This is a genomic window from Pseudomonas entomophila (assembly GCF_023277925.1).
GTDB lineage: Bacteria > Pseudomonadota > Gammaproteobacteria > Pseudomonadales > Pseudomonadaceae > Aquipseudomonas > Aquipseudomonas entomophila_D.
This window is the reverse complement of sequence record NZ_CP063832.1, coordinates 4,014,265-4,040,256: the sequence shown is the minus strand read 5'-3', so window position 1 is coordinate 4,040,256 and position 25,992 is coordinate 4,014,265. Positions and strand designations below refer to the sequence as shown.

At 63.0% G+C, this 25,992-nt stretch carries 23 protein-coding genes and 1 pseudogene; 14 read left to right on the top strand and 10 right to left on the bottom strand.

Translation table 11 applies throughout. The annotated features are described in order from the left end of the window. Positions 1–357 precede the first annotated feature (357 nt). Positions 358–1,734: an L-serine ammonia-lyase gene (locus tag IM733_RS17825; protein WP_248917844.1), complete on the top strand. Its 1,377-nt coding sequence runs from the start codon at positions 358–360 to the stop codon at positions 1,732–1,734. A 389-nt stretch (positions 1,735–2,123) separates the two neighbouring features. Continuing rightward, positions 2,124–3,230 (top strand): GlxA family transcriptional regulator, encoded by a 1,107-nt coding sequence (locus IM733_RS17820; protein WP_011536172.1) that lies wholly within the window; start codon positions 2,124–2,126, stop codon positions 3,228–3,230. Positions 3,231–3,340: 110 nt separating this feature from the next. On the opposite strand, the gene IM733_RS17815 is transcribed toward IM733_RS17820, so the two are convergent. After that, a complete protein-coding gene (locus IM733_RS17815; RefSeq protein WP_044488534.1) occupies positions 3,341–3,598 on the bottom strand; it encodes a hypothetical protein in 258 nt (85 codons plus the stop codon). A 356-nt stretch (positions 3,599–3,954) separates the two neighbouring features. On the opposite strand from IM733_RS17815, the gene IM733_RS17810 reads away from it, so the two are divergent. Beyond that, entirely contained in the window at positions 3,955–5,205 is a 1,251-nt protein-coding gene (locus IM733_RS17810) for a zinc-dependent metalloprotease family protein (RefSeq protein WP_248917843.1), read from the top strand. A 19-nt stretch (positions 5,206–5,224) separates the two neighbouring features. Here the strand turns inward: IM733_RS17810 and IM733_RS17805 are convergent, their stop codons facing one another. From IM733_RS17805 to choX, 4 genes are all read right to left on the bottom strand, one after another. Beyond that, positions 5,225–5,692: a thioesterase family protein gene (locus tag IM733_RS17805; protein ID WP_248917842.1), complete on the bottom strand. Its 468-nt coding sequence runs from the start codon at positions 5,690–5,692 to the stop codon at positions 5,225–5,227. Between the two features lie 10 nt (positions 5,693–5,702). Continuing rightward, positions 5,703–6,668, bottom strand: coding sequence for an L-carnitine dehydrogenase (locus tag IM733_RS17800; RefSeq protein WP_248917841.1), 966 nt, complete (start codon positions 6,666–6,668; stop codon positions 5,703–5,705). 123 nt (positions 6,669–6,791) lie between these two features. Then, entirely contained in the window at positions 6,792–7,676 is an 885-nt protein-coding gene (locus tag IM733_RS17795; RefSeq protein ID WP_248917840.1) for a 3-keto-5-aminohexanoate cleavage protein, read from the bottom strand. 111 nt (positions 7,677–7,787) lie between these two features. Beyond that, on the bottom strand, positions 7,788–8,732 hold the full coding sequence (gene choX, locus IM733_RS17790) for a choline ABC transporter substrate-binding protein (RefSeq protein ID WP_248917839.1): 945 nt from the start codon (positions 8,730–8,732) through the stop codon (positions 7,788–7,790). Between the two features lie 145 nt (positions 8,733–8,877). Here choX and IM733_RS17785 point away from each other — a divergent pair, with 145 nt between their 5' ends. Next, positions 8,878–9,828 (top strand): GlxA family transcriptional regulator, encoded by a 951-nt coding sequence (locus IM733_RS17785; protein WP_248917838.1) that lies wholly within the window; start codon positions 8,878–8,880, stop codon positions 9,826–9,828. A gap of 76 nt (positions 9,829–9,904) precedes the next feature. Next, complete coding sequence (locus tag IM733_RS17780; RefSeq protein WP_248917837.1) at positions 9,905–10,990, top strand: metallophosphoesterase family protein; 1,086 nt, start codon at positions 9,905–9,907, stop codon at positions 10,988–10,990. Positions 10,991–11,064: 74 nt separating this feature from the next. Here the strand turns inward: IM733_RS17780 and IM733_RS17775 are convergent, their stop codons facing one another. Next, entirely contained in the window at positions 11,065–11,466 is a 402-nt protein-coding gene (locus IM733_RS17775; RefSeq protein WP_248917836.1) for a lysozyme inhibitor LprI family protein, read from the bottom strand. A gap of 286 nt (positions 11,467–11,752) precedes the next feature. Here IM733_RS17775 and IM733_RS17770 point away from each other — a divergent pair, with 286 nt between their 5' ends. The 6 genes from IM733_RS17770 to IM733_RS17745 all read left to right on the top strand — a co-directional run bounded on the left by IM733_RS17770 (position 11,753) and on the right by IM733_RS17745 (position 19,560). After that, complete coding sequence (locus IM733_RS17770) at positions 11,753–12,730, top strand: dipeptidase (protein ID WP_011536164.1); 978 nt, start codon at positions 11,753–11,755, stop codon at positions 12,728–12,730. Positions 12,731–12,808: 78 nt separating this feature from the next. Further along, complete coding sequence (locus IM733_RS17765; RefSeq protein ID WP_011536163.1) at positions 12,809–13,339, top strand: DUF5943 domain-containing protein; 531 nt, start codon at positions 12,809–12,811, stop codon at positions 13,337–13,339. A 15-nt stretch (positions 13,340–13,354) separates the two neighbouring features. Next, on the top strand, positions 13,355–15,415 hold the full coding sequence (gene dgcA / locus IM733_RS17760; protein ID WP_248917835.1) for a dimethylglycine demethylation protein DgcA: 2,061 nt from the start codon (positions 13,355–13,357) through the stop codon (positions 15,413–15,415). A 178-nt stretch (positions 15,416–15,593) separates the two neighbouring features. Continuing rightward, on the top strand, positions 15,594–17,546 hold the full coding sequence (gene dgcB, locus IM733_RS17755; protein WP_248917834.1) for a dimethylglycine demethylation protein DgcB: 1,953 nt from the start codon (positions 15,594–15,596) through the stop codon (positions 17,544–17,546). Further along, positions 17,546–18,778 (top strand): electron transfer flavoprotein subunit alpha/FixB family protein, encoded by a 1,233-nt coding sequence (locus tag IM733_RS17750; RefSeq protein ID WP_248917833.1) that lies wholly within the window; start codon positions 17,546–17,548, stop codon positions 18,776–18,778. The genes dgcB and IM733_RS17750 overlap by 1 nt, the downstream gene beginning before the upstream one ends. 11 nt (positions 18,779–18,789) lie before the next feature. Beyond that, a complete protein-coding gene (locus IM733_RS17745) occupies positions 18,790–19,560 on the top strand; it encodes an electron transfer flavoprotein subunit beta (protein WP_248917832.1) in 771 nt (256 codons plus the stop codon). A 572-nt stretch (positions 19,561–20,132) separates the two neighbouring features. Here the strand turns inward: IM733_RS17745 and IM733_RS17740 are convergent. Further along, positions 20,133–20,588, bottom strand: a complete 456-nt coding sequence (locus tag IM733_RS17740) for an REP-associated tyrosine transposase (RefSeq protein ID WP_248917831.1) — start codon at positions 20,586–20,588, stop codon at positions 20,133–20,135. A gap of 179 nt (positions 20,589–20,767) precedes the next feature. After that, positions 20,768–22,060, bottom strand: coding sequence for a glycine-betaine demethylase subunit GbcA (gbcA, locus tag IM733_RS17735; protein WP_248917830.1), 1,293 nt, complete (start codon positions 22,058–22,060; stop codon positions 20,768–20,770). Positions 22,061–22,358: 298 nt separating this feature from the next. On the opposite strand from gbcA, the gene gbcB reads away from it, so the two are divergent. After that, entirely contained in the window at positions 22,359–23,459 is a 1,101-nt protein-coding gene (gene gbcB, locus IM733_RS17730; RefSeq protein ID WP_240065285.1) for a glycine-betaine demethylase subunit GbcB, read from the top strand. A 39-nt stretch (positions 23,460–23,498) separates the two neighbouring features. Here the strand turns inward: gbcB and IM733_RS25815 are convergent, their stop codons facing one another. Both IM733_RS25815 and IM733_RS25810 read right to left on the bottom strand, forming a co-directional pair. Continuing rightward, the gene (locus IM733_RS25815) at positions 23,499–24,362 is read right to left on the bottom strand and encodes a methyl-accepting chemotaxis protein (protein WP_410175754.1); all 864 of its coding nucleotides are present in this window, start codon (positions 24,360–24,362) and stop codon (positions 23,499–23,501) included. Further along, positions 24,354–25,109, bottom strand: a pseudogene (locus tag IM733_RS25810) (MCP four helix bundle domain-containing protein); the annotation flags it as partial. The pseudogene IM733_RS25810 and the gene IM733_RS25815, both read right to left, overlap by 9 nt. Positions 25,110–25,400: 291 nt before the next feature. Here IM733_RS25810 and IM733_RS17720 point away from each other — a divergent pair. Then, positions 25,401–25,631, top strand: coding sequence for a hypothetical protein (locus IM733_RS17720; protein WP_028688440.1), 231 nt, complete (start codon positions 25,401–25,403; stop codon positions 25,629–25,631). Further along, positions 25,628–25,930 carry a cell division protein ZapA gene (locus tag IM733_RS17715; RefSeq protein ID WP_011536152.1) on the top strand — a complete coding sequence of 101 codons (303 nt, stop codon included), beginning with the start codon at positions 25,628–25,630 and terminating at the stop codon, positions 25,928–25,930. Before IM733_RS17720 ends, IM733_RS17715 begins: the two co-directional genes overlap by 4 nt. Positions 25,931–25,992: the final 62 nt, after the last annotated feature.

Genomic DNA, 25,992 nt, shown 5'->3' with positions numbered 1-25,992 from the left:
GGATGCGAGGCCGTGCAATACGAGTCGCTTTCGATAATCCTCCAGCGTTCGGCAATCGCCTACTGGTGGCGTCGTATCCAGTACAGGACGGGTCGCATCCAGTACGGACGATGTCGCAACTGGATTTTTCCACCCCCACACCTCGGTTTTTACGGCGCCCGGGCGCTGGAAAACGGCGCACGCAGGGCCGGTTCAGCGGCGGCGCTGCTGGACAAAAGTACGTCGGTTGCAGACGGCGAGGGGGTGGGCAAAAGCCTGATGATGCGAGCATTCCAAGGCGGCTCGAACTTCAGCCTAGCAGTTGCGCGAGGCGGTGTTCGGCGCCGTGAGACAAGCCCATCAAGAGGTGATCCGGCCATGGCCATCAGCGTGTTCGACCTGTTCAAGATCGGTGTCGGGCCTTCCAGCTCCCATACCGTCGGCCCCATGCGTGCTGGTGCGCTGTTCGTCCAGGGGCTGCGCGAACGCGGCGAGCTGGAGCAGGTGCGGCGCGTCGAGGTGCGGCTCTATGGCTCGCTGTCGGCCACCGGCGTCGGCCACGGCACCGACAACGCGACGATCATGGGGTTGATGGGGGAATGGCCGGACGCGATCGACCCCAGCCAGATCATCCCGCGTATCGCCGACCTGCGCGAAACCGAGGTGTTGCAGCTTGATAGCCGGCTGCCCATCGAGTTCGTCTGGGCCCGCGACATGCTGCTGCTGGACGAGAACCTGCCGTACCACCCGAATGCCATGACCCTGATCGCCGAAGGCGAGGGCGGCGAGCTGCACCGCGACACCTACTACTCGGTGGGCGGCGGCTTCGTGGTCGATGCCGCGCAAGCCGCCAGCGGTGTGCTGGACGCCGACCAGACGGTGTTGCCCTACGATTTCGACAGCGCCGCCGAGCTGCTGCGCCTGTGCAAGCAAAACGACCTGAGCGTGTCGCAATTGATGATGGCGAACGAAAAGGTCTGGCGCAGCGAGGCCGAGATTCGCGCCGGCCTGCTCAAGCTCTGGCAGGCCATGCAGGAATGCGTGAACAACGGCCTCAAGCACGAAGGAATACTGCCTGGCGGGCTCAACGTGCGCCGCCGCGCCGCCAGGCTGCATCGCAGCCTGCAGGAGCTGGGCAAGCCCAATGTGATCGGCTCGACCATGAGCGCCATGGAATGGGTCAACCTGTACGCCCTGGCCGTGAACGAAGAGAATGCCGCCGGTGGGCGCATGGTCACTGCGCCTACCAACGGCGCCGCCGGGATCATTCCGGCGGTGCTGCACTACTACATGCGTTTCTCCGATGTGGTGGACGAATCCAACGTGGTGGATTTCTTCCTGGGTGCTGCGGCGGTGGGCATCCTGTGCAAGAAGAACGCGTCGATCTCCGGCGCCGAGGTCGGTTGCCAGGGCGAGGTCGGTTCGGCCTGCGCCATGGCTGCGGCAGGCTTGGCCGAAGTGCTGGGCGCGACGCCTGCGCAACTGGAGAACGCCGCCGAGATCGCCCTGGAGCACAACCTGGGGCTGACCTGCGACCCGGTCGGCGGCCTGGTCCAGGTGCCGTGCATCGAGCGCAACGCCATTGCGGCGGTGAAGGCGATCAATGCCGTGCAGATGGCGCTGCGCGGCGACGGCGAGCATTTCATCTCCCTCGACCAGGTGATCCGCACCATGCGCGACACCGGCGCCGACATGCACGACAAGTACAAGGAAACCTCGCGTGGAGGTCTGGCGGTCAGCGTCATCGAGTGCTGATGCGCCGTTTTTGCCCACGCCTGACCGTTGCGCCACATTCTGGCGCAACGGTTGTCATCTACCGGCCGTCGCCTGTCGTTACCAGCAGGGTCATTGTCGGTGACACTCAAATCTGTCGCATCTGGGCATCCTTCCCACAAGTGCTACCGAACTGCTCAGGCGTGACACGCAAAGGCGCTGGCGCGCCGATTTGCGTTTAGGTCTACGCTCGTTGCAGAACCCGCTGGAGGGCGCATGGCAACGTCGCTTTTGGGTTTTATTGGATGAGCGTTCAATTTCCGGCATGCCATTTGCGTCGGGATTGGCAAAGCCCCTGCATACGAAACGGGGCCACTACAAGAACAGTGCTCGCCTGAAGCACACCCTGCATTGTGTGAGGAGAAATCGCGATGACGTCGTACACCTCCGGGACCCCAACCCAGAACCGCACAGCACCCCAGTCCATCGGCTTTCTCCTGCTGGACAACTTCACCCTGATCTCCCTGGCGTCCGCCGTCGAGCCGCTGCGCATGGCGAACCAGCTGTCCGGCCGCGAGCTGTACCGCTGGCACACGCTGACCGTCGACGGTGGCCAGGTGTGGGCCAGCGATGGTTTGCAGATCACCCCCGATGCCGCCATGCACAATGCCCCACCCATGGACACCGTGATCGTCTGCGGTGGCGTGGGTATCCAGCGCACCGTCACCCGTGAGCACGTCACCTGGCTGCAGGCCCAGGCCCGCCAGTCACGTCGCCTGGGCGCGGTGTGCACCGGCAGCTGGGCGCTGGCCTGCGCCGGGCTGCTTGACGGTTTCGACTGCAGCGTGCACTGGGAATGCCTGGCGGCGATGCAGGAAGCCTACCCACGGGTGAACATGAGCACCCGCCTGTTCACCCTCGACCGCAACCGCTTCACCAGCTCCGGCGGCACCGCGCCGCTGGACATGATGCTGCACCTGATCAGCCGCGATCATGGTCGTGAGCTGTCGGCGGCGATCTCCGAGATGTTCGTCTACGAACGCATCCGCAACGAGCAGGACCACCAGCGCGTGCCGCTCAAGCACATGCTGGGCACCAACCAGCCGAAGCTGCAGGAAATCGTCGCGTTGATGGAGGCGAACCTGGAAGAGCCCATCGACCTGGATGAACTGGCGGTGTACGTGGCGGTGTCGCGGCGCCAGCTCGAGCGCCTGTTCCAGAAGTACCTGCACTGCTCGCCGTCGCGCTACTACCTCAAGCTGCGCCTGATCCGCGCGCGGCAATTGCTCAAGCAGACCCCGATGTCGATCATCGAAGTGGCGTCGGTGTGCGGCTTTGTTTCCACGCCGCACTTCTCCAAATGCTACCGCGAGTACTTCGGCATTCCGCCGCGTGACGAGCGGGTGGGTTCGAACACCACGCAGCAGGTGGCGATGATGCCGATCCCGCAGGCCATGGCCCTGTCGCCGCACAGCGGGCCGATGGCGGCGCTGAGCCAGGCGCGCAATGAGTCAACCTTTGCCAGCGTGAGGCTTTAGGCCCATTCGCCGGCAAGGCCGGCTCCTACGGTGGTTCGCCGATCTCAAGAGCGGTGCGATACCTGTAGGAGCCGGCCTTGCCGGCGAAAAGGTTCAAGAAGAACGAAAGCTCAGGCGCGCCTGTTGAACTGCGCCAACGCCGGCAGCAACTGCTTGTCGATGGCCTGGCGCACGGCCGGGAGAATGGTCGCGCTGCCGGTGTACATCTGCTCCACCATGCCCTTCAGGGCGCGGGCATTGGGCTCGGTCAGCCCGCGTATCACCACCTCGCAGGCCTGCTCGGCGCTGGCGCCGGCCGGAATGTCGAAACCCCGCGAGCGCAGCTGGCCCAGCAGGTCGTCCTGGTCGATCAAGTCCGCATGCATCATGACTGTTGTCCTTTGCCGCTGTTGTTTGCGATCGATTCTGTGTCCGCCACGTCAGCGCGGCAAGGGCAGATTGCCGCGATGGCCGCTTTGGCTAAGAACAGGTCGTTTACGGCTAAATCGCCGGGAAAGGAAGACCGCACACTGAAGTCATTCACGGCACCGAGGGTTTGGTCACCCTCTCTTCATGCACAGTGGATGTTGCTCGCTCTTGGCCCCGGATGCTCACGGCTTTCCGGGGTTTTTTCTTCTGTCGTTTATTGGGACTGTTCATCTATCCACCTAGTATTTCTGTCAGATGACTACGTTGCGTTGATCGTGATCTGCTGAGGGAGGTTTTTCCTCTGGAGCGGAAAGTGATGTCGACAATCTTTAATGCGAGTCTTGCAGCCTCGGTATTGATCCTGGCTTTGGGGTGTTCAGTCTCGAAACCCGTTTTGAGTGCTGGTGTGAGTGCGGAACCAAATCTGTTCACTTTGGAGCCGACGCTGGACAGAAAATCTCTGCAAAGTAATGCGACAGGTGAGTTGGCGAAGCTATTGGCAGATCCTGCGAATGCTGAAGTTACCTTTGTCAGGGTTGATTCGAAGTTGATCAACCAACAAACCAGGGACTTGGCAATCAGCTTGCCGGGTGGAAAAGTCGCAAGTTTTAGCTTGCGTGATTACACCACCATCACGCCGGGCATCGTCGGCTGGGTTGGTTATAAAACCTCGATGCGGAAGCAGACGAATGGCGGTGCGGCTTCGGAAATCGAAGTCGACCCGCTTTTCTATTTGTCACTGGTCCGAGAGAACCACAAGTTGGTAGGTGACCTCATCGTTGAGGGGCAACGCTACTCGCTCCAACCATTGGGTTCGGAGCAACATGTTCTGATCAAGATCGACGAATCGAAACTTCCCCCAGAAGCCGAGCCGCTTGAGCCGTCGGGCTCGGCTACGCGAGGCGGTACGGTAGGAAAGCTTCCGTTGTCTGCGCACAGTACGATTCGCGTGATGTTCCTGGCCACTAATCAGAGGAAAGAGCAAACCTCAAACTATAAAGCTCAGTTGGCTCTTGCACTCAATAATGCCAATCAATATATGAGCAATAGCGGTGTTCAGATAACGTATGAGTTGGCCGGTTATTATGAGGGTGGCTATGATGAGACCGGTAGAGATTACAGCGAGCAGTTGAATGACATCCGGCTGGCCCAACCGTTCGCACAACAGGTTTTAGCCAAGCGGGAAGAGTTGCGTGCGGACATGGTGTCGATGTATTCGACAAATCCGAAGTACTGTGGAATGGCCTGGCTCACGGCCAGCAAGGTCCAAGCGCATTCCGTAGTATCTTGCCCGGGATCATTGGCTCACGAGCTAGGCCACAACCTAGGCGTGAATCACGGGTGGAAAGAAGGTGATAGCGTAAGAAATCCACCCTACATGCACGGTTATAGTCACGACTCGGCACCGGCGTTCCACACCATTATGGTCACCTCGCACGGCGCGATACCCTTCTTTTCCAATCCTCGCTTGCAATATATGGGTGTACCCATGGGCACAACCGAGTACCACGATGCGGCGCGGCGTTTCAATGAACGGAGGGAAACCGTTGAAAACTTCTATCCATGACTTTAGCGGAAGGCAGTCCTCAGGGTAGTCCGATGGTTCGGCCAATGTGCTCAGGCGTTGGCAAATCTGTTTGTATCCGAAGCAGGTCGTGCAGGTGTGCGACGCAGTGCTCGGCAAACGGGGTCGATTTTGGCCCTGCAAGATTCACGTGCAGCAATAGCTGTTCGCTGACTGCCAGCGGCTGATCAAAAGTACTGCGATGCAGGCTGTGACAGAGGTGCAGGCGCTTCTTGTCGAAACCGATGATTTGCGTCTGCACCCATACTTCGCTACCGAGCTTCACCTCATGCAGGTAGTTGATGTGCGCCTCGAGCGTGAACAACGAGTGCCCTGTCTGCCCACGGGCGTCGGCATCCAGGCCGATGCGCTCCATCAGCGCATCGGTGGCGTAGCTGAAAATCAGCATATAGAAGGCATCGCGCAGATGGCCGTTGTAATCGACCCAGTCCTCCTGGACTGGGGTTCGGTAGGTGATCAGTGCGGGCATCGGGTTCTCCTCAATCGCCGAAAGCCATGCCGTGGCTGGCCTTGCTGTTGCGCACCGCTTCCAGCACTGCCAGCAGGGTGTCATCACGATAGCGTTCCAGGGCGGCGATACTGCGTTCGCCCAATTGCTTCGAGGTGCCCTCCACCACATCGTCGATCAGCTTGTCGGTGAGCTCCGGGGCCGGCAGGTAGGTCCAGGGCAGCTTCAATGCCGGGCCGAACTGCGACATGAAGTGGCGCATGCCGGCATCGCCACCGGCCAGGGTGTAGGTGAGGAAGGTGCCCATGAACGACCAGCGCAGGCCGGCGCCAAAGCGGATGGCGTCGTCGATCTCACCGGTGCTCGCCACACCGTCGTTGACCAGATGCAGGGCCTCGCGCCAGAGCGCTTCGAGCAAGCGGTCGGCGATGAAACCAGGGACTTCCTTGCGCACGTGCAGCGGGCGCATGCCCAGCGCGGTGTAGATGGATTTCGCCGCCTCGATGGCGTCAGGGCTGGTGTTCCGGCCACCAACGATCTCCACCAGTGGCAGCAGGTACACCGGGTTGAACGGGTGGCCGACCACGCAGCGTTCGGGGTGGGTAGCCGACTCGTAGAATTCGCTGGGCAGCAGCCCCGAGGTGCTGGAGCCGATGATTGCGTCTGGCTTGGCCGCGGCGCTGATCTTCGCGTGCAGGTCGAGCTTGAGGTCCAGGCGTTCGGGTGCGCTCTCCTGGATGAAGTCGGCGTTGCGCACGCACTCCTCGATGGTGGCGACGAAGGTCAGGCGCTCCGGCGAGGCACCGGGGGCCAGGCCCTGCTTCTGCAGGGCGGGCCAGGCATTGGCGATGCGCTTGCGCAGGGCCGCTTCGGCGCCGGGCGCCGGGTCCCAGGCGATCACGTCCAGGCCGTGGGCCAGGGCGCGAGCGACCCAACCGCTGCCGATCACGCCGCTACCCAGGGCGGCGAAGGTCTTGATGTCGGTGATGAAAGGCATATGGCACTCCATAAAAACTGACTCGGAGATTGCCTGTAGGAGCCGGCTTGCCGGCGAACACCGGCATGGCCGGTGCCTGCAAGCGAGGTTTCTGGTTCGCCGGCAAGGCCGGCTCCTACAGGGTTAGCGGCGCTTGAGGTTCATCTTTTCCCGGCCCTCGGCCGGGGTGAGCACGCGGGCGCCCATGCGGGTGATGATTTCCGCCGCCCGTTCGACCAGCTGGCCATTGCTGGCCAGCACGCCGCGGTCCAGGTAGAGATTGTCTTCCAGCCCCACCCGCACGTTGCCGCCGAGCAGCACCGCCTGGGCGGCCATGGGCATCTGCATGCGGCCGATGCCGAAACTGGCCCAGGTCACGTCGGCGGGCAGGTTGTCGACCATGGCCTTCATGGTGGTGGTGTCGGCCGGCGCGCCCCAGGGGATACCCAGGCACAGCTGGAACAGAGGGTCTTCGAGCAGGCCTTCCTTGATCATCTGCTTGGCGAACCACAGGTGGCCGGTGTCGAAGATCTCGAGCTCGGCTTTCACCCCCAGTTCGGTGATGCGCTTGGCGCCGGCGCGCAACTGGGCTGGGGTGGAGACGTAGATGGCGTTGCCGTCGCCGAAGTTGAGGGTGCCGCAGTCGAGGGTGCAGATCTCCGGCAGTAGTGCCTCGACATGGGCCAGGCGCTCCAGCGGGCCGATCAGATCAGTGCCAGGGCCGAATTCCAGCGGCGACTCGCCCGGGCCGATCTCCAGGTCGCCGCCCATACCGGCGGTGAGGTTGACGATGATGTCCACGTCGGCTTCGCGGATGCGCTCCATCACTTCGCGGTAGAGGTTCACGTCGCGGCTGAAGCGGCCGGTCTGCGGGTCACGGACGTGGCAGTGGACCACGGTGGCGCCGGCCTTGGCGGCCTCGACGGCGGATTCGGCGATCTGTTTCGGGGTGACCGGGACCAGGTGGCTCTTGGCTACAGTGTCACCGGCACCGGTGAGGGCGCAGGTGATGATGACGTCGTGGTTCATGGTGGTTCCTTTTGGAATCGCTTGTGGGCTTTTCGCGGATGAATCCGCCCCTACAGGAGGCATGCGGCCTCCTGGGCGTTGTAGGAGCGGATTCATCCGCGAAGCGATCTGTCAGTTGGCGGTGAGCTTGAGGTTGTCCGCAGCCGGCTTGCCGTCGAAGGTCGTAACCCCTTCGAGCCAGCGGGCCTTGTCCTCGGGGTGGTCCTTGAGCCACTGGCGGGCGGACTCCAGGGCATCCTTGTGGTCGAGCAGCGGCTGCATCATCCGGCTCTCGTCCTCGGCGCTGAAGCTCAGGTTGGCCAGCAGGCGACTGGCATTGGGGCAGCGCTCGGCATAGTCCGGCGCGGTTACCGTCCACACCGTGGCACGGCCTTCGTCCGGGCCGAGGGCGTCCTGGCTGTCACCGAGGTAGACCATGTCGATGTTCACGTTCATCGGGTGCGGCGCCCAGCCGAAGAACACCACCGCCTCCTTGCGCCGTACCGCGCGGTCGACCGCGGCAAGCATGCCGGCCTCGCTCGACTCGACCAACTGGAACCTGCCGAGGTCGAATTGGTTCTTGGTGATCATCGCCTTGATCTGGGTGTTGGCACCTGAGCCCGGCTCGATGCCGTAGAGCTTGCCGCCGAGCGCCTTCTCGAACTTGTGGATGTCGGCGAAGGTCTTCAGGCCCTGGTCGGCGAGGTATCTGGGGACGGCGAGGGTGGCGCGGGCATCTTCCAGGCTGGGCTTGTCGAGCACCTTGACCTGGTTGGCCTGGATGAACGGGGTGATGGTCTGGGTCATGATCGGGTTCCAGTAACCCAGGAACATGTCCAGGCGCTTGTCGCGGATGCCGGCGAAGATGATCTGCTGCGAGGCGCTGGTCTGTTTGGTCTGGTAGCCCAGGCCGTCGAGCAGCACCTGGGCCATGGCGCTGGTGGCGATCACGTCGGTCCAGTTGACCACGCCCAGGCGCACGTCCTTGCAGGCAGTGGGCTCGGCGGCGAACAGAGGTGTGGCAAGGGTGGTGCTGAGAGCGAGGGACAACAGGCTGCGGCGGATAAAGCGTTGCATGGTGGCTCTCCATCGGCAGTGCGTTTTTTATGAGGGCCGGCCTCTGCGGGCCGTGTGAACAAGCTACGCTGGCAGCGGGGTGGAAAATCGCACCCTGGCGACCAAGACTTGCACGGAGGCGACCACTTTCACTGCGGAGCGAGCAATGCCCGAGACCATCGATTTCCTGCTGCTGCCGGGCTTCTCGGCCATGGGTTTCATCAGCGCCATCGAGCCGCTGCGTGTGGCCAATCGCTTCCGTGGCCCGCTGTATCACTGGCGCGTGCTCAGCCTGGACGGCGGCGCGGTGCTGGCGAGCAACGGTATGTCGGTGAACGCGGATGGCGTGCTGGGCGAGGGTGAACATGCCCGGTTGTTGCTGGTGGTCGCCGGTTTCGACCCGCTGGCCTGTCATGGGCCTGTGCTACAGCAGCATTTGCGCCGCTTCGATCATGAGGGGGTGGTACTGGGCGGCATTGATACCGGTGCCATGGTGCTCGCGGAAGCCGGCCTGCTCGACGGCCACCGCGCCACCTTGCACTGGGAGGCGCTGGAGGCGTTCAAGGAGCGCTACCCACGTTTGCAGGCCACCCAGGAGTTGTTCGAGATCGACCGTCGGCGGATCACTTGCGCAGGTGGCACCGCCTCCATCGACCTGATGCTCGACCTCATCGCCCAGGCCCATGGCAGCGAGCTGGCGGTGCAGGTATCGGAGCAGTTCGTGCTCGGGCGCATCCGCCCGCGTCAGGACCACCAGCGCATGCAGATCGCCACGCGCTACGGGCTGCGTAACAAGAAGCTGGTCAAGGTGATCGGCGAGATGGAGCGCAACACCGAGCTGCCGCTGAACACCCAGGTACTGGCCGACGCGGTGCAGGTCACCCGGCGGCAGCTGGAGCGATTGTTCCGCCTGCACCTGGACGACACCCCCAGCGGGTTCTACCTGCGCCTGCGGCTGGACAAGGCCCGGCAACTGTTGCGCCAGACCGACATGAGCGTGCTGGAGGTGGCGGTGGCGTGTGGGTTCGAGTCGGCGTCGTATTTCACGCGTTGTTATCGGGTGCGCTTCGAGCGGTGTCCACGCCAGGATCGTCAGGCGAGCACAGCGCATCAGTAGGACTAGTTTCCCGATTATTGTCGGAGGCATTCATCTCTAGCGTAGGCAATCCATTGAACGAACAAGGATTGCCAAGATGTTTCCTGCAACTCGGACACCCAACACCAGGCGCTTCGCATTAGCGCTTATCTCGATGCTCGCGGTCGGACAAGCCAATGCCGCTGTAGAGGGCTGCGGCAGCACGACTACCGACACCTACGGGGACTACTATCAGGCTGGCTGGAACCGATTGGTGGATTACCCACAGGGCCGGCAGAAGATGATCATCGCCTCCGACCCGCAAGCGTTTCGCTACATGAGCCAGCGTTTCGACGATCATCAGGAGGAAATCGATTCATCCGGTTGGCACAAGACCGCGCCGGTGTACGAGGCGATTGCCCGTGAGCGGCACGAACCTTACCACGTGCCGGTGGTGATCAATGGCGATATCACCGAATACGGCCATGGCAGTGAGCGCGGCGCCGTCCAGAAGATGTTCCGCAAGATGGCCGCTGGCGTGGGCGGGCCGCTGATGCTCCCCGGGCTGGGCAACCATGACTATGACAACAATGTGGATGATTGCGGCAACAACGGCTGCGCGCGTGATGCTGTTTGTGACCAGATTGCCTGGGTCCAGGCCATCGCGCCGGTCAACGCCTTCGACTACCGCTACCAGAACGATACCCACGAAGGTTCTCTGTCCTATTCAGTCACCGTGGGGCGGGTGCGCATCATCCAGTTGAACAACGAACCGACCTATGAACGTCAGTGGAGCACGGGAGGCGGGTGGAGCTTCAGACCCAAGCGTCACTTCAAGATCACCCCTTCGCTCGATTGGCTGAAGGGGCAGCTTGAGGAGGCCAGCGCCCGCGACGAAGTGGTCATCGTCAACATGCATACCTCGGAGCACTGGCAAGACCCGTACCTGCGTCACCATGATGTGCCGAGGCTGCTGGAAGCGCATGGTGTGGCGGCGGTGTTCTCTGGCCATAAACATTGGCACGTCGGCAAGTATCATCCGTTCGGCAATGTGTCGCATTTCAAGACCGGTGCCCTGAACGCGGGTACCTACCTACGGTTGACGTTCGACTGGCCGGCGCAGCAGCTGTTGGTGGATGAGGTGAGCATGGACGGGCACTTCGACAAGCGGCATGTCGTCACGCTGAAGCCGGCAGCGGCCTGATCGTTCATCGCGGAGCAGGCCCATTCTCACGCCCGGTGACCGATGCCGGCACGGGCTTGCTCCACGATGGCGGCTCACTGTTGCCCAATGGACTGCAGGTACTCCGAGCGTTCATCGCTACGTTGCGCCACACAGGTGTTCCACGCGGCTTCGAAGGCCTTGCTGCCCGGCTTTTCGGCATAGGTTTCGACCTTGCAGTCGGCGTCGCGCAACTGGGCCCAGAGTTTCTCCGCAGCCTCCATCTTCGAACTCAAGGCGGCAGCCTTGTCGCTCTCGTCCGCGTACTGGTCGCGAATGCGCTGGATCAAGTCTTCGTAGGCCGACTTCAGCTCCCGCTCGGCGGTTTGCTTGTTGTAGGCGGCGCACGCGTAGCCTTGCTGGTCGCTCTCGACGTTGTCGCAGGGCGTGCTTTCTTCCTCGGCGGCCTGCGCGCCGCACGCGACGACCAGCAGAACCAGCCATGCCATTGATTTCATCCGTTTTCTCCCGATCAGGCTGACGAATCGCAGGATTCTCGCTCAGCCGATGTCGGCGGCGATAGCTCCCTGACAAAAAGTTCATCAAAGCCTTACACACCCGGGTTGTCGAGACTGGCTCTCATCTGTGAAGACCGTGCCAGAGCGCGTCGGGGAGGGTGTTGACGCTTTCGGCAAACCCCCTGTCGTTTTTGCATCGAGGCGCATCCAGCCGCAGGCATATGCTGGCCCCAAAGCGCCGGCACAGGATTCGGCGCAGCCAAACTCGATAAAAGGGGACAGCCTGATGAGCCCAGCCGAACTTCACGCCGACAGCATCGTCATCGACGGCCTGATCATTGCCAAATGGAACCGCGAGCTGTTCGAGGACATGCGCAAGGGCGGGCTGACCGCGGCCAATTGCACGGTGTCGGTGTGGGAGGGTTTCAAGGCCACCGTCGACAACATCGCTTCCAGCCAGAAGCTGATCCGCGAGAACAGCGACCTGGTGATGCCGGTGCGTACCACCGCCGACATCCGCAAGGCCAAGGAGCTGGGCAAGACCGGCATCCTCTTCGGCTTCCAGAACGCCCATGCGTTCGAGGACCAGATTGCCTACGTCGACGTGTTCAAGCAGCTCGGCGTGGGCATCGTGCAGATGTGCTACAACACCCAGAACCTGGTGGGCACCGGTTGCTACGAGCGTGACGGTGGCCTGTCGGGCTTCGGCCGCGAGATCGTCGCCGAGATGAACCGTGTAGGCATCATGTGCGACCTCTCGCATGTGGGCTCCAAGACCAGCGAAGAGGTCATCCTCGAATCGAAGAAGCCGGTCTGCTATTCCCACTGCCTGCCTTCCGGGCTTAAAGAACACCCACGCAACAAGTCCGACGCCGAGCTGAAGTTCATCGCCGACCACGGTGGCTTCGTCGGCGTGACCATGTTCGCGCCGTTCCTGGCCAAGGGCATCGACTCGACCATCGACGACTACGCCGAAGCCATCGAGTACACCATGAACATTGTCGGTGAAGACGCCATCGGTATCGGCACCGACTTCACCCAGGGCCACGGCCAGGACTTCTTCGAGTACCTCACGCACGACAAGGGCTACGCCCGGCGCCTGACCAACTTCGGCAAGATCATCAACCCGCTGGGCATCCGCACCGTCGGCGAATTCCCCAACCTCACCGAAACCCTGCTCAAGCGCGGCCACTCTGAACGCGTGGTGCGCAAGATCATGGGCGAAAACTGGGTCAACGTCCTCAAGGATGTGTGGGGCGAGTAAAGCCGCACTCCGAGCCTGAAAGCCCCTGCCAGCAATGCCGGGGCACACCAATAAAAATTTGTATGGAGTTGAGTTTCCATGGCCAAGATCGCCCCGCAATTGCCAATCGAAGTCGACAGCGAGACCGGTGTCTGGACCAGCGATGCCCTGCCGATGCTCTACGTGCCGCGCCATTTCTTCGTCAACAACCACATGGGCATCGAGGAAGTGCTGGGCGCCGAGCAGTACGCCGAGATCCTCTACAAGGCCGGTTACAAGTCCGCCTGGCACTGGTGCGAGAAAGAAGCCGAGTGCCATGGCCTGGAAGGCGTGGCGGTGTTCGAGCACTACATGAAACGCCTGTCGCAGCGCGGCTGGGGCCTGTTCCAGATCCAGGACATCGACCTGGACAAGGGCACCTGCAGCGTCAAGCTCAAGCACTCCGCGTTCGTGTACGTCTATGGCAAGTGCGGCCGCAAGGTCGACTACATGTTCACCGGCTGGTTCGCCGGGGCCATGGACCAGATTCTCGCTGCCCGCGGCAGCTCGATCCGCACCGTGGCCGAGCAGGTCTACGGTGGGTCGGAAGAAGGCCACGAAGATGGCCTGTTCGTTACGAAGCCGTTGTAAGCCGGAGACTGCGTCATGGCATTCGAAGCAATGTTCCAGCCGATCCAGATCGGCAAACTGACCATCCGCAACCGCGTGCTCAGCACCGCGCACGCCGAGGTCTACGCCACTGACGGCGGCATGACCACCGACCGCTATGTGAAGTACTACGAAGAGAAAGCCAAGGGCGGCATCGGCCTGGCGATCTGCGGCGGTTCGTCGGTGGTGGCCATCGACAGCCCGCAGGAGTGGTGGTCGTCGGTCAACCTGTCCACCGATCGCATCATCCCGCACTTCCAGAACCTCGCCGACGCCATGCACAAGCATGGCGCCAAGATCATGATCCAGATAACCCACATGGGCCGGCGCTCGCGCTGGGACGGCTTCAACTGGCCGACCCTGATGTCGCCGTCGGGCATCCGCGAACCCGTGCACCGCGCCACCTGCAAGACCATCGAACCGGAAGAGATCTGGCGGGTGATCGGCAACTACGCGCAAGCGGCGCGCCGGGCGAAGGAAGGCGGCCTGGATGGCGTCGAGCTGTCGGCCGTGCACCAGCACATGATCGACCAGTTCTGGAGCCCGCGGGTCAACAAGCGTACCGACGAATGGGGCGGTACCTTCGAGGGCCGCATGAAGTTCGGCCTGGAAGTGCTCAAGGCGGTGCGCAAGGAGGTCGGCGACGACTTCTGCGTGGGCATGCGCATCTGCGGTGACGAGTTCCACCCCGATGGCCTGAGCCACGAGGACATGAAGCAGATCGCCGCCTACTACGATGCCACCGGCATGCTCGATTTCATCGGCGTGGTCGGTTCGGGCTGCGACACCCACAACACCCTGGCCAACGTCATCCCCAACATGAGCTACCCGCCGGAGCCGTTCCTGCACCTGGCGGCCGGCATCAAGGAAGTGGTCAAGGTCCCGGTGCTGCACGCGCAGAACATCAAGGACCCGAACCAGGCCACGCGTATTCTGGAGGGTGGCTACGTCGACATGGTCGGCATGACCCGCGCGCACATCGCCGACCCGCACCTGATCGCCAAGATCAAGATGGGCCAGGTCGACCAGATCAAGCAGTGCGTGGGCGCCAACTACTGCATCGACCGCCAGTACCAGGGCCTGGACGTGCTGTGCATCCAGAACGCCGCGACCTCCCGTGAATACATGGGCGTGCCACACATCATCGAGAAATCCACCGGGCCGAAACGCAAGGTCGTGGTGGTCGGCGCCGGCCCTGCCGGGATGGAAGCGGCCCGTGTCGCCGCCGAACGTGGCCACGACGTCACCGTGTTCGAGAAGAAAGAGCAGATCGGCGGGCAGATCACCATCGCCGCCAAGGCGCCGCAACGCGATCAGATCGCCGGCATCACCCGCTGGTACCAGCTGGAGTTCGCCCGCCTGAAGGTCGACCTGCGCCTGGGCACTGCCGCTGACGTGGCGACTATCCAGGACCTGCGCCCGGACATCATCGTGCTGGCGGTGGGCGGCCATCCGTTCGTCGAGCAGAACGAGCATTGGGGCGCCGCCGAAGGGCTGGTGGTGAGCAGCTGGGACGTGCTCGACGGCAAGGTCGCGCCGGGCAAGAACGTGCTGGTGTACGACACCATCTGCGAGTTCACCGGCATGTCCACCGCCGACTTCCTCGCCGACAAGGGCGCCCAGGTGGAGATCGTCACCGACGACATCAAGCCGGGCGTGGCCATGGGCGGCACCACCTTCCCGACCTACTACCGCAGCCTCTACCCGAAAGAAGTGATCATGACCGGCGACATGATGCTGGAAAAGGTCTACCGCGAGGGCGACAAGCTGGTGGCGGTGCTCGAGAACGAATACACCGGCGGCAAGGAGGAGCGGGTGGTCGACCAGGTGGTGATCGAGAACGGCGTGCGGCCGGACGAGCAGTTGTACTACGCGTTGAAGGAGGGTTCGCGCAACAAGGGCCAGATCGACGTGGAGGCGCTGTTCGCCATCAAGCCGCAGCCGATCCTCAGCCAGCCGGGCGAGGGCTACCTGCTGTACCGCATCGGCGACTGCGTGGCCCAGCGCAACGTACATGCGGCGATCTACGACGCCTTGCGCTTGTGCAAGGACTTCTGATCGCACCGCCTCTCTAGAGGCGGGATTGGCCCCCTGTAGGAGCGGATTCATCCGCGATAGCGTCGGCAGCGACAGCCCATCGGCTTGTGCCGCCCTCATCGCGGATGAATCCGCTCCTACAGGGGTCGGTGCCGCCCTTGAGAGCGGCGCAGGATTCTAGCTGTTGTGGGAGCCTCCCATGTTGAACACCCTTCTACCCATCCTGCTGTTCGCCGCCCTTGGCCTGGCGGTGCTCGGCGCCCTGCGCCGGGTGCGCATGTGGCGGCGCGGGCGGCCGAGCAAGGTCGACCTGATCGGTGGCCTGCTGGCCATGCCGCGGCGCTACCTGGTGGACCTGCACCATGTGGTCGAGCGCGACAAGTACATGTCCAAGACCCACGTGGCCACCGCAGGCGGCTTCGTGTTGTCGGCTGTGCTGGCGATCCTGGTGCATGGTTTCGGCCTGCACAGCAAGATTCTCGGCTACGCGCTGCTGGTGGCCACGGTGATCATGTTCACCGGCGCGATCTTTGTCTTCAAACGCCGCCTCAACCCGCCCGCGCGCCTGTCCAAGGGCCCGTGGATGCGCCTGCCCAAGAGCCTGCTGATGTTCGCGGCGAGTTTCTTCATCGCCACGTTGCCGGTGGCCGGCATTCTGCCGGAAGGTACGGGTGGCTGGGTACTCGTCGCGTTGCTGGGCATTGGTGTGCTGTGGGGCGTGTCCGAGCTGTTCTTCGGCATGACCTGGGGCGGCCCGATGAAGCACGCCTTCGCCGGTGCCCTGCACCTGGCCTGGCATCGCCGGGCCGAGCGCTTCGGCGGCGGTCGTTCCACCGGCCTCAAGCCGCTGGACCTGGAAGACCCGAATGCGCCGTTGGGTGTGGAAAAGCCAGTTGATTTCACCTGGAACCAACTGCTTGGTTTCGACGCCTGCGTGCAGTGCGGCAAGTGCGAGGCCATGTGCCCGGCGTTCGCGGCCGGCCAGCCGTTGAACCCGAAGAAGCTTATCCAGGACATGGTCATCGGCCTGGCCGGTGGCACCGATGCACAGTTCGCTGGTAGCCCTTATCCGGGCAAGCCGGTCGGTGAGCATGGCGGTCACCCGCACCAGCCGATCGTCAACGGGCTGGTCGACGCCGAGACGCTGTGGTCGTGCACCACCTGCCGCGCCTGCGTCGAGGAGTGCCCGATGATGATCGAGCACGTCGACGCCATCGTCGACATGCGCCGCCACCTGACCCTGGAGAAGGGCGCCACCCCGAACAAGGGCGCCGAAGTGCTCGACAACCTGATCGCCACCGACAACCCCGGCGGCTTTGCTCCGGGCGGCCGGATGAACTGGGCCGCCGACCTCAGCCTGAAGCTTCTGTCCGAGGTGAAGCGCACCGACGTACTGTTCTGGGTTGGCGATGGTGCCTTCGACATGCGCAACCAACGCACCCTGCGTGCGTTCGTCAAAGTGCTCAAGGCCTCGGGCGTGGACTTCGCCGTGCTCGGCCTGGAAGAACGCGACAGCGGCGACGTGGCCCGTCGCCTGGGCGACGAGGCGACCTTCCAGCAACTGGCCAAACGCAACATCCAGACCTTGGCCAAGTACCAGTTCCAGCGCATCGTCACCTGCGACCCGCACAGCTTCCATGTGCTGAAGAACGAGTACGGCGCACTGGGCGGCGAGTACCAGGTGCAACACCACAGCACCTACATCGCCGAACTGATCGCCGCGAACAAGCTCAACCTCGGCCAGCACAAGGGTGGCAGCGTCACGTATCACGACCCGTGCTACCTGGGCCGCTACAACGGCGAGTACGAAGCCCCGCGCGACGTGCTCAGGGCGTTGGGTATCGAAGTGCGCGAGATGCAACGTTCGGGTTTCCGCTCCCGTTGCTGCGGTGGTGGCGGCGGTGCGCCGATCACCGATATCCCCGGCAAGCAGCGCATTCCCGACATGCGTATGGACGATATTCGCGAGACCCAGGCAGAGCTGGTGGCGGTGGGTTGCCCACAGTGCACGGCGATGCTTGAAGGCGTGGTCGAGCCGCGTCCTCAAATCAAGGACATCGCCGAGCTGGTGGCCGACGTGCTGATCGAAGATGAAGTACCTGCAACCGCCAAGTCGCAGGCAGCCAAACGTGAACCTGCGGAGGTGCACTGATGAGCGACATCATCCGCCGCGACCCACGCGCCGAGTGGATCGCCCGTAACCGCCTGCATCCGCTGCATGCGGCGATGCAGGTGCAACAGACGAGCTGGATGGGCCCCCACGGCGTCATCCGCAAGAACCCACACGCGATCGCCGCAGGCTTCATCGGCCCCAACGGCCTCAAGCGCATCGACCGCAGCGGCGCCCAGCAGGGCACTGGCGTGGGCGGGCGGCGCACGGCAGCCGCTGAGGTGCAGCTGCCGCTGCACCAGTTGGCGGAGCCGGCTTTCTACATCGCCGTGGTGCCGGACATGGTCGGCGGCCGCCTGGGCAGCCACGACCGCGACTTGCTCGGCCTGGCCCACAGCCTGGCGGGCAGCGACGGCGCGGTGCTGGCCATCGTCTTTGGCGAACACAAGGAACACAACTTTTCCACAGCCGGCGTCGACCGCTTGTTGGTCATCGAGGGCGAGGTGTTCGAGGGTTATGCACCGGAGCAGCTGGTGCAGGGCCTGCGAGCTGTGGATAACCAGTTATCCCCACGCCACTGGTTGCTGCCCGACAGCCGTACCGGGGGTGGTGAATTGGGTCGGCGTTTCGCCGCGGCCTTGGGCGAGCGCCCGGCGACGCGGGTGTGGCAGGTCAAGGATGGCCAGTGTATCGGCCGTGCCGGTGCTGGCCAGCAGGATATTCAGCGTGATCTGCCACGTGTGATCCTGGCCGCCGCCGAATGCGCCGAGCCGGTCAGCGAAACCCGCCACGAAGCGCTGCCCGTCGAGTTGTCCACAGGCATCGCGCGCAGCCTGTCGCGCATCGAGGACCTTGGCCCGGTGGCCGTGGACCCGGCCGCCATCGCCATGGCCGAGGCCGAGTTCATTGTCTCCGGTGGTAACGGCGTCAAGGACTGGGACCTGTACCACAAGGCCACGGCGGCCCTGGGCGCCACCGAAGGCGCCTCGCGGGTGGCGGTGGACGACGGCTTCATGCCGCGCAACCGTCAGGTGGGTGCTACCGGCACATGGGTCACGGCGCGGGTATACGTGGCCGTGGGTATCTCTGGTGCCATCCAGCACCTGCAGGGCATCGGTGCCTGCGACAAGGTGGTGGCGATCAACATGGACCCGGGCTGCGACATGATCAAGCGGGCTGACCTGTCGGTGATCGGCGACAGCTCGGCGATTCTTCAGGCACTGATCGACGCTGTGGGTAACTACCGCAGTGCCGGCCAACGCGACGCGGCATAGGGGCAGCGAGCATGAGTACGAAAGTCATCAGCCTGGTCTCGATCGGTGCCCACCCCAGCTCCGGCCGCGCCCGCCGCGCCGAGCAGGATGCCCGCGCCGTGGAACTTGGCTTGCAGCTGGCTGGGGATAACTTGCAGGTGGTTCATGCCGGTGACCCGCGTGAAGAGGCCCTGCGTGCGTATCTGGGCATGGGGCTGGCGCATCTGGATGTCCTGGAGCAGCCGGCCGGCGCCGATGTGCTCGGCGTGCTGGGGGATTACCTGCGTGATGCCGGCGCCCAGTTGGTGCTGGCAGGCAGCCAGGCAGAGACCGGTGAAGGTTCGGGCATGCTGCCATTCCTGTTGGCCGAGAAGCTTGGTTGGCCGCTGGTGGTCGGGCTGGCCGAGGTGGAGTCCATCGAGAACGGCACCGCGCAGGTGCTGCAGGCCTTGCCACGGGGCCAGCGGCGTCGCTTGAAAGTGCGCCTGCCGTTGCTGGCGACTGTGGATAACGCTGCGCCCAAGCCACGCCAGAGTGCCTTCGGTCCGGCTCGCCGGGGTGTGCTGGCGGCGCGCAACGTGGTGGTGGTGGAGGACTCGGTGCTGGGCGAGGGCGCCTTGCAACCGGCCCGGCCACGGCCCAAGCGCCTTAAGGTGATCAAGGCCAAGAGCGGTGCCGACCGTATGAAGGCTGCCACGGCCAAGGCCAGTGGCGGGGGCGGCAAGGTGCTCAAGGATGTTTCTCCACAGGAAGGGGCTGAGGCCATCCTCAAGCTGTTGGTGGAGGAGGGGGTGTTGCGTTGAGGCGTTGTACCCAAAATCTGTTGGGGCTTCTGTGGATAAAGTGTTTGTGTATTGCTGCAGGCCTTTGTTCATAGGGCTTACAAGGTGTTGGTCGATTTTTGATCAGTTAAAGCCACGACCCGTTCGTGGCTTTTTCGTTTTCATGGCGGGGTGAAGGGCTAATCTTTCCCACAATCGCTGTTGGCTGGTCTGTGGATAATATGTTTGGTGTGCTCTACAGGCCCTGAATTCATTGGTGTTGCCAGTTTTGGTCAGAAAGTGATCAGCTGGCCTTTATTCTGCTTGGAAATCAGTATTTTCAGGGCGTTGTCGTGTTATCCACAGTGGTTTTCCGCACAGGGACCGATTTGCTCACAAAGTCTGTTGGCGAAGGTGTGGACAAGTTGTTTGGATAACTCTGGAGCCATTGAATTCAGAGGCTTGCACTAGATTGATCGAAATTTGATCAGATCTATGCCTGAATTTTTTTGAGGAGTTTCCACAATTGCTGTTGGCCGTGCTGTGGATAAAGTGTTGGTGGGTGTCTGTGCACCCTGCAGGGCGTGGGTTGCGGTGGTTTGTACGTTTTCTGATCAGAGCCAGACAGCGTCCCAGTGCGGATAGTTGCGCAAGCTGCGTACGAGCCCCGACCGTAGGGGGTTGCTGACGATATAGCGAGCGGCTGAGCGGATATCCTCGTCCTTGCGCAGGGCATGATCGTGGAAATTCTTTTGCCAGAGGCGGCCTTGGCGGGAGGCAGCTTTGTTGATGAGCAGCGTGCTTCTGGATTTGACCCTGCGCATGAGGTTGGAGAGCTCGATCTGGCGCAGTTCGATTAGCCAGTGGAAGTGGTCGGGCATGACCACCCAACAGAGGCTGCATACCCACTGCTGGTCGTGGGCATGGCGCAACTGAGCGACCATTGCGCGCGCGAGGTGGAAGTCGGCGAACAGAGGTTGCCTCTCGTCCACCACACTGGTGACGATGTAGAGACGACCTGTTTCGGAGTAGCGACCTTTTCGTAGGTGTCGCGCATGTGCGGGGTTCATCTGTGATCTCCCTTGTGAGCGGGAGAGTCTAGGTGGACAGTGACCACTGGCACCGAGCATTCTGATGCCGCATGTAACCTGTAGGAGCCAGCCTTGCTGGCGAATGGCGGTGTGTTTGTTCGCCAGCAAGGCTGGCTCCTACAGGCCAGGTGTAGGAGCCAGCGTCGCTAGCTATGGGCTTACTGCGCCTTGATCTCCTTGAGGTACGACGCAGGCTCGGCGCCAAGGTTGTTCAGCAGGCGCTGGCTGTACCAATCGATGAAATTCACCACGCCGAATTCATAGGTTTTCGAATAAGGCCCTGGCTGGTACGCCGTGGAGTTGATCCCGCGCTGGTTCTCTTCGGCCAGGCGGCGGTCCTGGTCGTTGGTGGCGTCCCACACCTTGCGCATCTCTTCGGGGTTGTAGTCCACCCCCTCCACCGCGTCCTTGTGCACCAGCCACTTGGTGGTGACCATGGTCTCCTGCGCGCTGATCGGCCATACGGTGAACACGATCATGTGGTCACCCATGCAGTGGTTCCACGAATGCGGCAGGTGCAGGATGCGCATCGAGCCCAGGTCCGGGTTCTTGATGCGGCCCATCAGCTTCTGGCACGCCTGCTTGCCGTCCATGGTCATCGACACGGTGCCCTTGAGCAGCGGCATGCGCACGATGCGGTTACGCAGGCCGTGGCTCTTGTGCAGGTAGGGGATCTTTTCGGCTTCCCAGGCGGCGGCGGAGGCGGCCACGTGGTCCTTGAATTCCTGGCTGGCACGCGGGTCGTTGGTGTCGTCCCATTCCAGCAGCGTCTTCAGCAACTCGGGGTGCGAGCCGTTGCAGTGGTAGCACTCGCGGTTGTTCTCCAGCACCAGCTTCCAGTTGGCCTTTTCCATCAAGGTGGTCTGCACCGCCACCTTGGTGTTCTCCATGTCGTAGGGTTCCATGTAATGCTCGAGCGTGGCCAGGAACTCGTCGATGGCCGGCGGGTTCTCGGCCAGGCTGATGAAGATGTAACCACCGGCCACCTTCACGTTCACAGGCTTGAGGCCGTACTGGTTCATGTCGAAGTCGGCGCCCATCTCGGTACCGGCGAACAACAGGCGGCCATCGAGCTCGTAGGTCCACTGGTGGTAGGGGCACACCAGCTTGGCCACCTTGCCCTTCTCGCTGACGCACAGCCGCGAGCCGCGGTGGCGGCAGACGTTGTGGAAGGCATGCACCTTACCTTCCGCGCCACGCACCACGATGATCGGGTTCTTGCCGATCTGCAGGGTGATGTAGTTGCCCTTGGCCGGGATCTCGCACACCAGGCCGGCGATCAGCCACTCCTTGTGGAAGATCTCCTGCATGTCGATCTGGAACAGGCGTTCGTCGCTGTAGAACGGTTGCGGCAGCGAGTAGGTGCGCTCGCGGGTCTGCAGCATCTCGGCGGTGGCTTTGCGTGCAGGTTCCAGTGGATCGCCCAGGCTCAGGGTTGCGGTGACGTCCATCGTGTGGTCCTCAGGGCCGTGGTCGGCCGGCGAAAGGTGGCTAATCGTGTCGTTGTTTTTATGCCGCAAGGCTGCTGTGGATAAACAACCTGTTCTTTTGCCGGAGTGTGCGTTCGAGCCGGGAAACGGCCATGTCCACGGGCGACATGGCCGAATCGAATTCCGACGCGCCAACCCTTGTAGCGCGGGGCTGGTCGCGATAAGCACGCCGATGTCGCGGATGGGAATGTACACAGCCCCCGGCTTGCGCATTATCGGAACCATAAGAAAGGCCGACAGTCGGCTGCTGGAGATGAACATGTCCGATACCTTCCTCAATCCGGTCACCACCCAGACCTGGGCCAATGGCCGCCACATCGTGCGCTGCGTCAAGGTCATCCAGGAGACCTGGGACGTGCGCACCTTCTGCTTCATGGCCGACCAGCCGATCATGTTCTTCTTCAAGCCCGGGCAGTTCGTGACGCTCGAGCTGGAGATCGAAGGCAAGCCGGTGATGCGTTCGTACACCATCTCCAGTTCGCCGTCGGTGCCCTACAGCTTCTCCATCACCGTCAAGCGCGTGCCGGGCGGGCTGGTATCGAACTTCCTCCACGACACCATGCACGAAGGCGCCGAACTGCCGGTGCACGGGCCGGTGGGGCTGTTCAATGCCATCGACTTCCCGGCGGGCAAGGTGCTCTATCTTTCCGGTGGTGTCGGCATCACCCCGGTGATGTCCATGGCCCGCTGGTTCTACGACACCAACGCCAACGTCGACATGGTGTTCGTGCACAGCGCCCGTTCACCGAAGGACATCATCTACCACCGCGAGCTGGAGCAGATGGCCTCGCGCATCCCCAACTTCAGCCTGCACATCATTTGCGAGAAGCACGGGCTGGGTGAGCCGTGGGCCGGTTACCGCGGCTACCTGAACCAGCGGCTGATGGAGCTGATCGCCCCGGATTATCTCGAACGCACCATCTTCTGCTGTGGCCCGACCCCCTACATGAGCGCGGTCAAGCGCATGCTCGAGGCCGTCGGCTTCGACATGAAGAATTACCACGAGGAATCGTTCGGCGCGACGCCGCCGGAGGCCAAGGCCGACGCGGTGGAGCACGCCGAGCAGGCCGCTGATGCGCCGGAAGTGGATGTGGCCGACCTCAACCTGGTGGAGTTCGTCGGCAGCGACAAGAGCATCCGCGTGGCGCCGGGCGAGACGGTGCACGCCGCGGCGGCCAAGGTCGGGCTGATGATTCCCAAGGCCTGCGGGATGGGCATCTGCGGCACCTGCAAAGTGCTCAAGCTGGGCGGCGAGGTGGAGATGGAGCACAACGGCGGGATCACCGAAGAAGATGAGGCCGAAGGCTACATCCTGTCGTGCTGCAGCGTACCCAAGGGGGATGTGCGGATCGAGTATTGACCCGAGCGTGCAGGGGGCCGCAAAGCGGCCCCGGCTTTTTCAAGTGCGAAAGCGTGCCACCAGCCCACTCAGGTCTACCGCCAGGCGCGACAGCTCGGCGCTCGCCGCGCTGGTCTGGTGCGCCCCGGTGGCGCTCTGCACTGACAGGTCGTTGATGTTCACCAGGTTGCGGTCCACCTCGCGGGCCACCTGGGCCTGCTCCTCGGCGGCGCTGGCGATCACCAGGTTGCGCTCGTTGATTTGCGCCACCGCGCCGGCGATGGTGTCCAGCGCCAGGCCGGCGCCACGGGCAATGTTCAGGGTCGACTCGGCGCGCTCGGTGCTGGTGCGCATCGAGTCCACCGCCTGCTCGGTGCCACCCTGGATGCTGCCGATCATCCGCTCGATTTCGCTGGTGGATTGCTGGGTGCGATGCGCCAGGGCGCGCACTTCGTCGGCGACCACGGCGAAGCCACGGCCGGCCTCACCGGCACGGGCGGCCTCGATGGCAGCGTTGAGCGCCAGCAGGTTGGTCTGGTCGGCCAGGCCACGGATCACGTCGAGCACCTTGCCGATATCGCGCGATTGCTCGGCCAGGTGGGTGATCAGCTTGGCGGTGGCCTGCACGTCGCCGCTCATGCGCTCGATGGCACCCACGGTCTCCATCACCAGGTCGCGGCCATCGCCGGCCGAACGGCTGGCTTCGCTGGAGGCTTCCGAGGTGCTCACCGCGTTGCGCGCCACTTCCTCGACCGCGCTGGTCATCTCGGTGACGGCGGTGGCGGCTTGCTCGATCTCGTTGTTCTGCTGTTGCAGGCCACGGGCGCTCTCGTCGGTGACGCTGTTGAGCTCCTCGGCGGCCGAGGCCAGCTGAGTGGCGGAGCCGGCGATCAGTTGCAGGGTGTCGCGCAACTTGTCCTGCATCTTGGCCATGGCTTTCAACAGGCGCGCGGCCTCGTCGGTGCCTTCGGTGTCGATGTTGTGGGTGAGATCACCCTCGGCGATCTGCTCGGCCGACTTCAGCGCTTCGTCGATGGGCTTGACGATGCTGCGGGTGAGCAGGAAGGCGAACAGCAGGGTCAGCACGGTGGCAGCCACCAGCAGGCTGATCACCAGGCCGAAGGCACCGCTGTACTGGCTGGCGGCGGCCTCGTTGGTGGCGCTGGTCTGGTCGGTGTTGATGCGTACCAGGGTGTCCATGACCTTGTTGATCTGCTCGGAGTTGTCCAGCAACTCACGGTTGAGCAGGTCGCGCAGGGCATCGAGGTCGCCGGCCTGGCTCAGGGTGCGCATGCGCGCTTCGAGCTGGCGGTACTGGTTCAGCAACTGACTGTACTGGTCGTACGCGGCCTGTTCGTCGGCGGCACTGACCAGCGGCTCGTAGGCGCGGCGGGCCTTGTCGATCTGGGCGTTGCGCTCGTCCAGCAGGCGCAGGGTGTCCTGCTGGGTGGCTGGCTCGCGGTTGAGCAGCAGGCGGTAGGAGAGGGTGCGCAGGCGCAGGTTCAGCGCGGTCAGTTCATCGAGGGTCTTGATGCTGGGCACGCTGACTTCTTCGATGGTCACGCCGGCCTGGCGGATGTTGCCCATCTGGATCAGGGAGAACACACCCAGGCCGAGCATCAGCAGGCCGATGACCGAAAACCCGAGCAGCGCGCGCGGGGCGATGTTCATGTTGCGTAGGGACATGGAGGCGGTATCCAAGGCAGTGAGGGGGCCGCGATCCATGCGACGGAAAAAGACCTACCTGCCTATCGGTCGTGACCGACCAGTCTTGAGTGGTGAATGGTGAAAGTGTGAAGTCGCTAACGAACTTCCTGACCAGCGGTTGCCACAGACCGGAACAAGGGGGGCGATATCCGGTCAACCTCCCCAGGCAAAAACCTTTTGAATCCGATATTTAATGGCGGGGGCGCAGGTTTTTCCTTATCGTGTGCGCCCTTTGCAACAACCCGAGATAGACGCATGTTGGAAACTTCCCTGAATCAACTCGAGCAACTGGTCAGCGACCTGATGCACAAGAACGCGCAACTGGCCGAGCAGAACGCCAGCCTCGGCCAGGAACTGGCCCAGGCCAAGGAAGAGAACGACAGCCTGCAGTTGTCGCTGATGGAACAGGAGGAGAAGCACGGCGCCACCGCCGCACGCATCCAGGCCCTGGTCGAGCGCGCCAGCGCGGGTGTCGTGAACGCATGAGACGGCCAGAACAGCCGATCAATGTCGTGTCGATCCTCGGCAACGACTACTCGCTGAAGGCCCCCGAGGGCCAGGAAGACACCCTGAACCAGGCCGTGCGCATGCTCAATGTCGCGCTGGCCGAAACCAAGCGCCAGTTCCCGACCCTGATCGGCGACAAGTTGCTGGTGCTGGCCGCCCTGAACCTGTGCTCCAAACAGATCGAGCTGCAGCGCGAGCACGATCGCACCCTCGAGCGCACCCAGGCGCAGATCGACGCCACCGTCGATGCCATCAGCCGGACCATCGGCGACCAATAACAACAGAATGCGCACCCCCCTGTAGAAGCCAGCCTTGCTGGCGAACAGCCGGACCAGTAGAA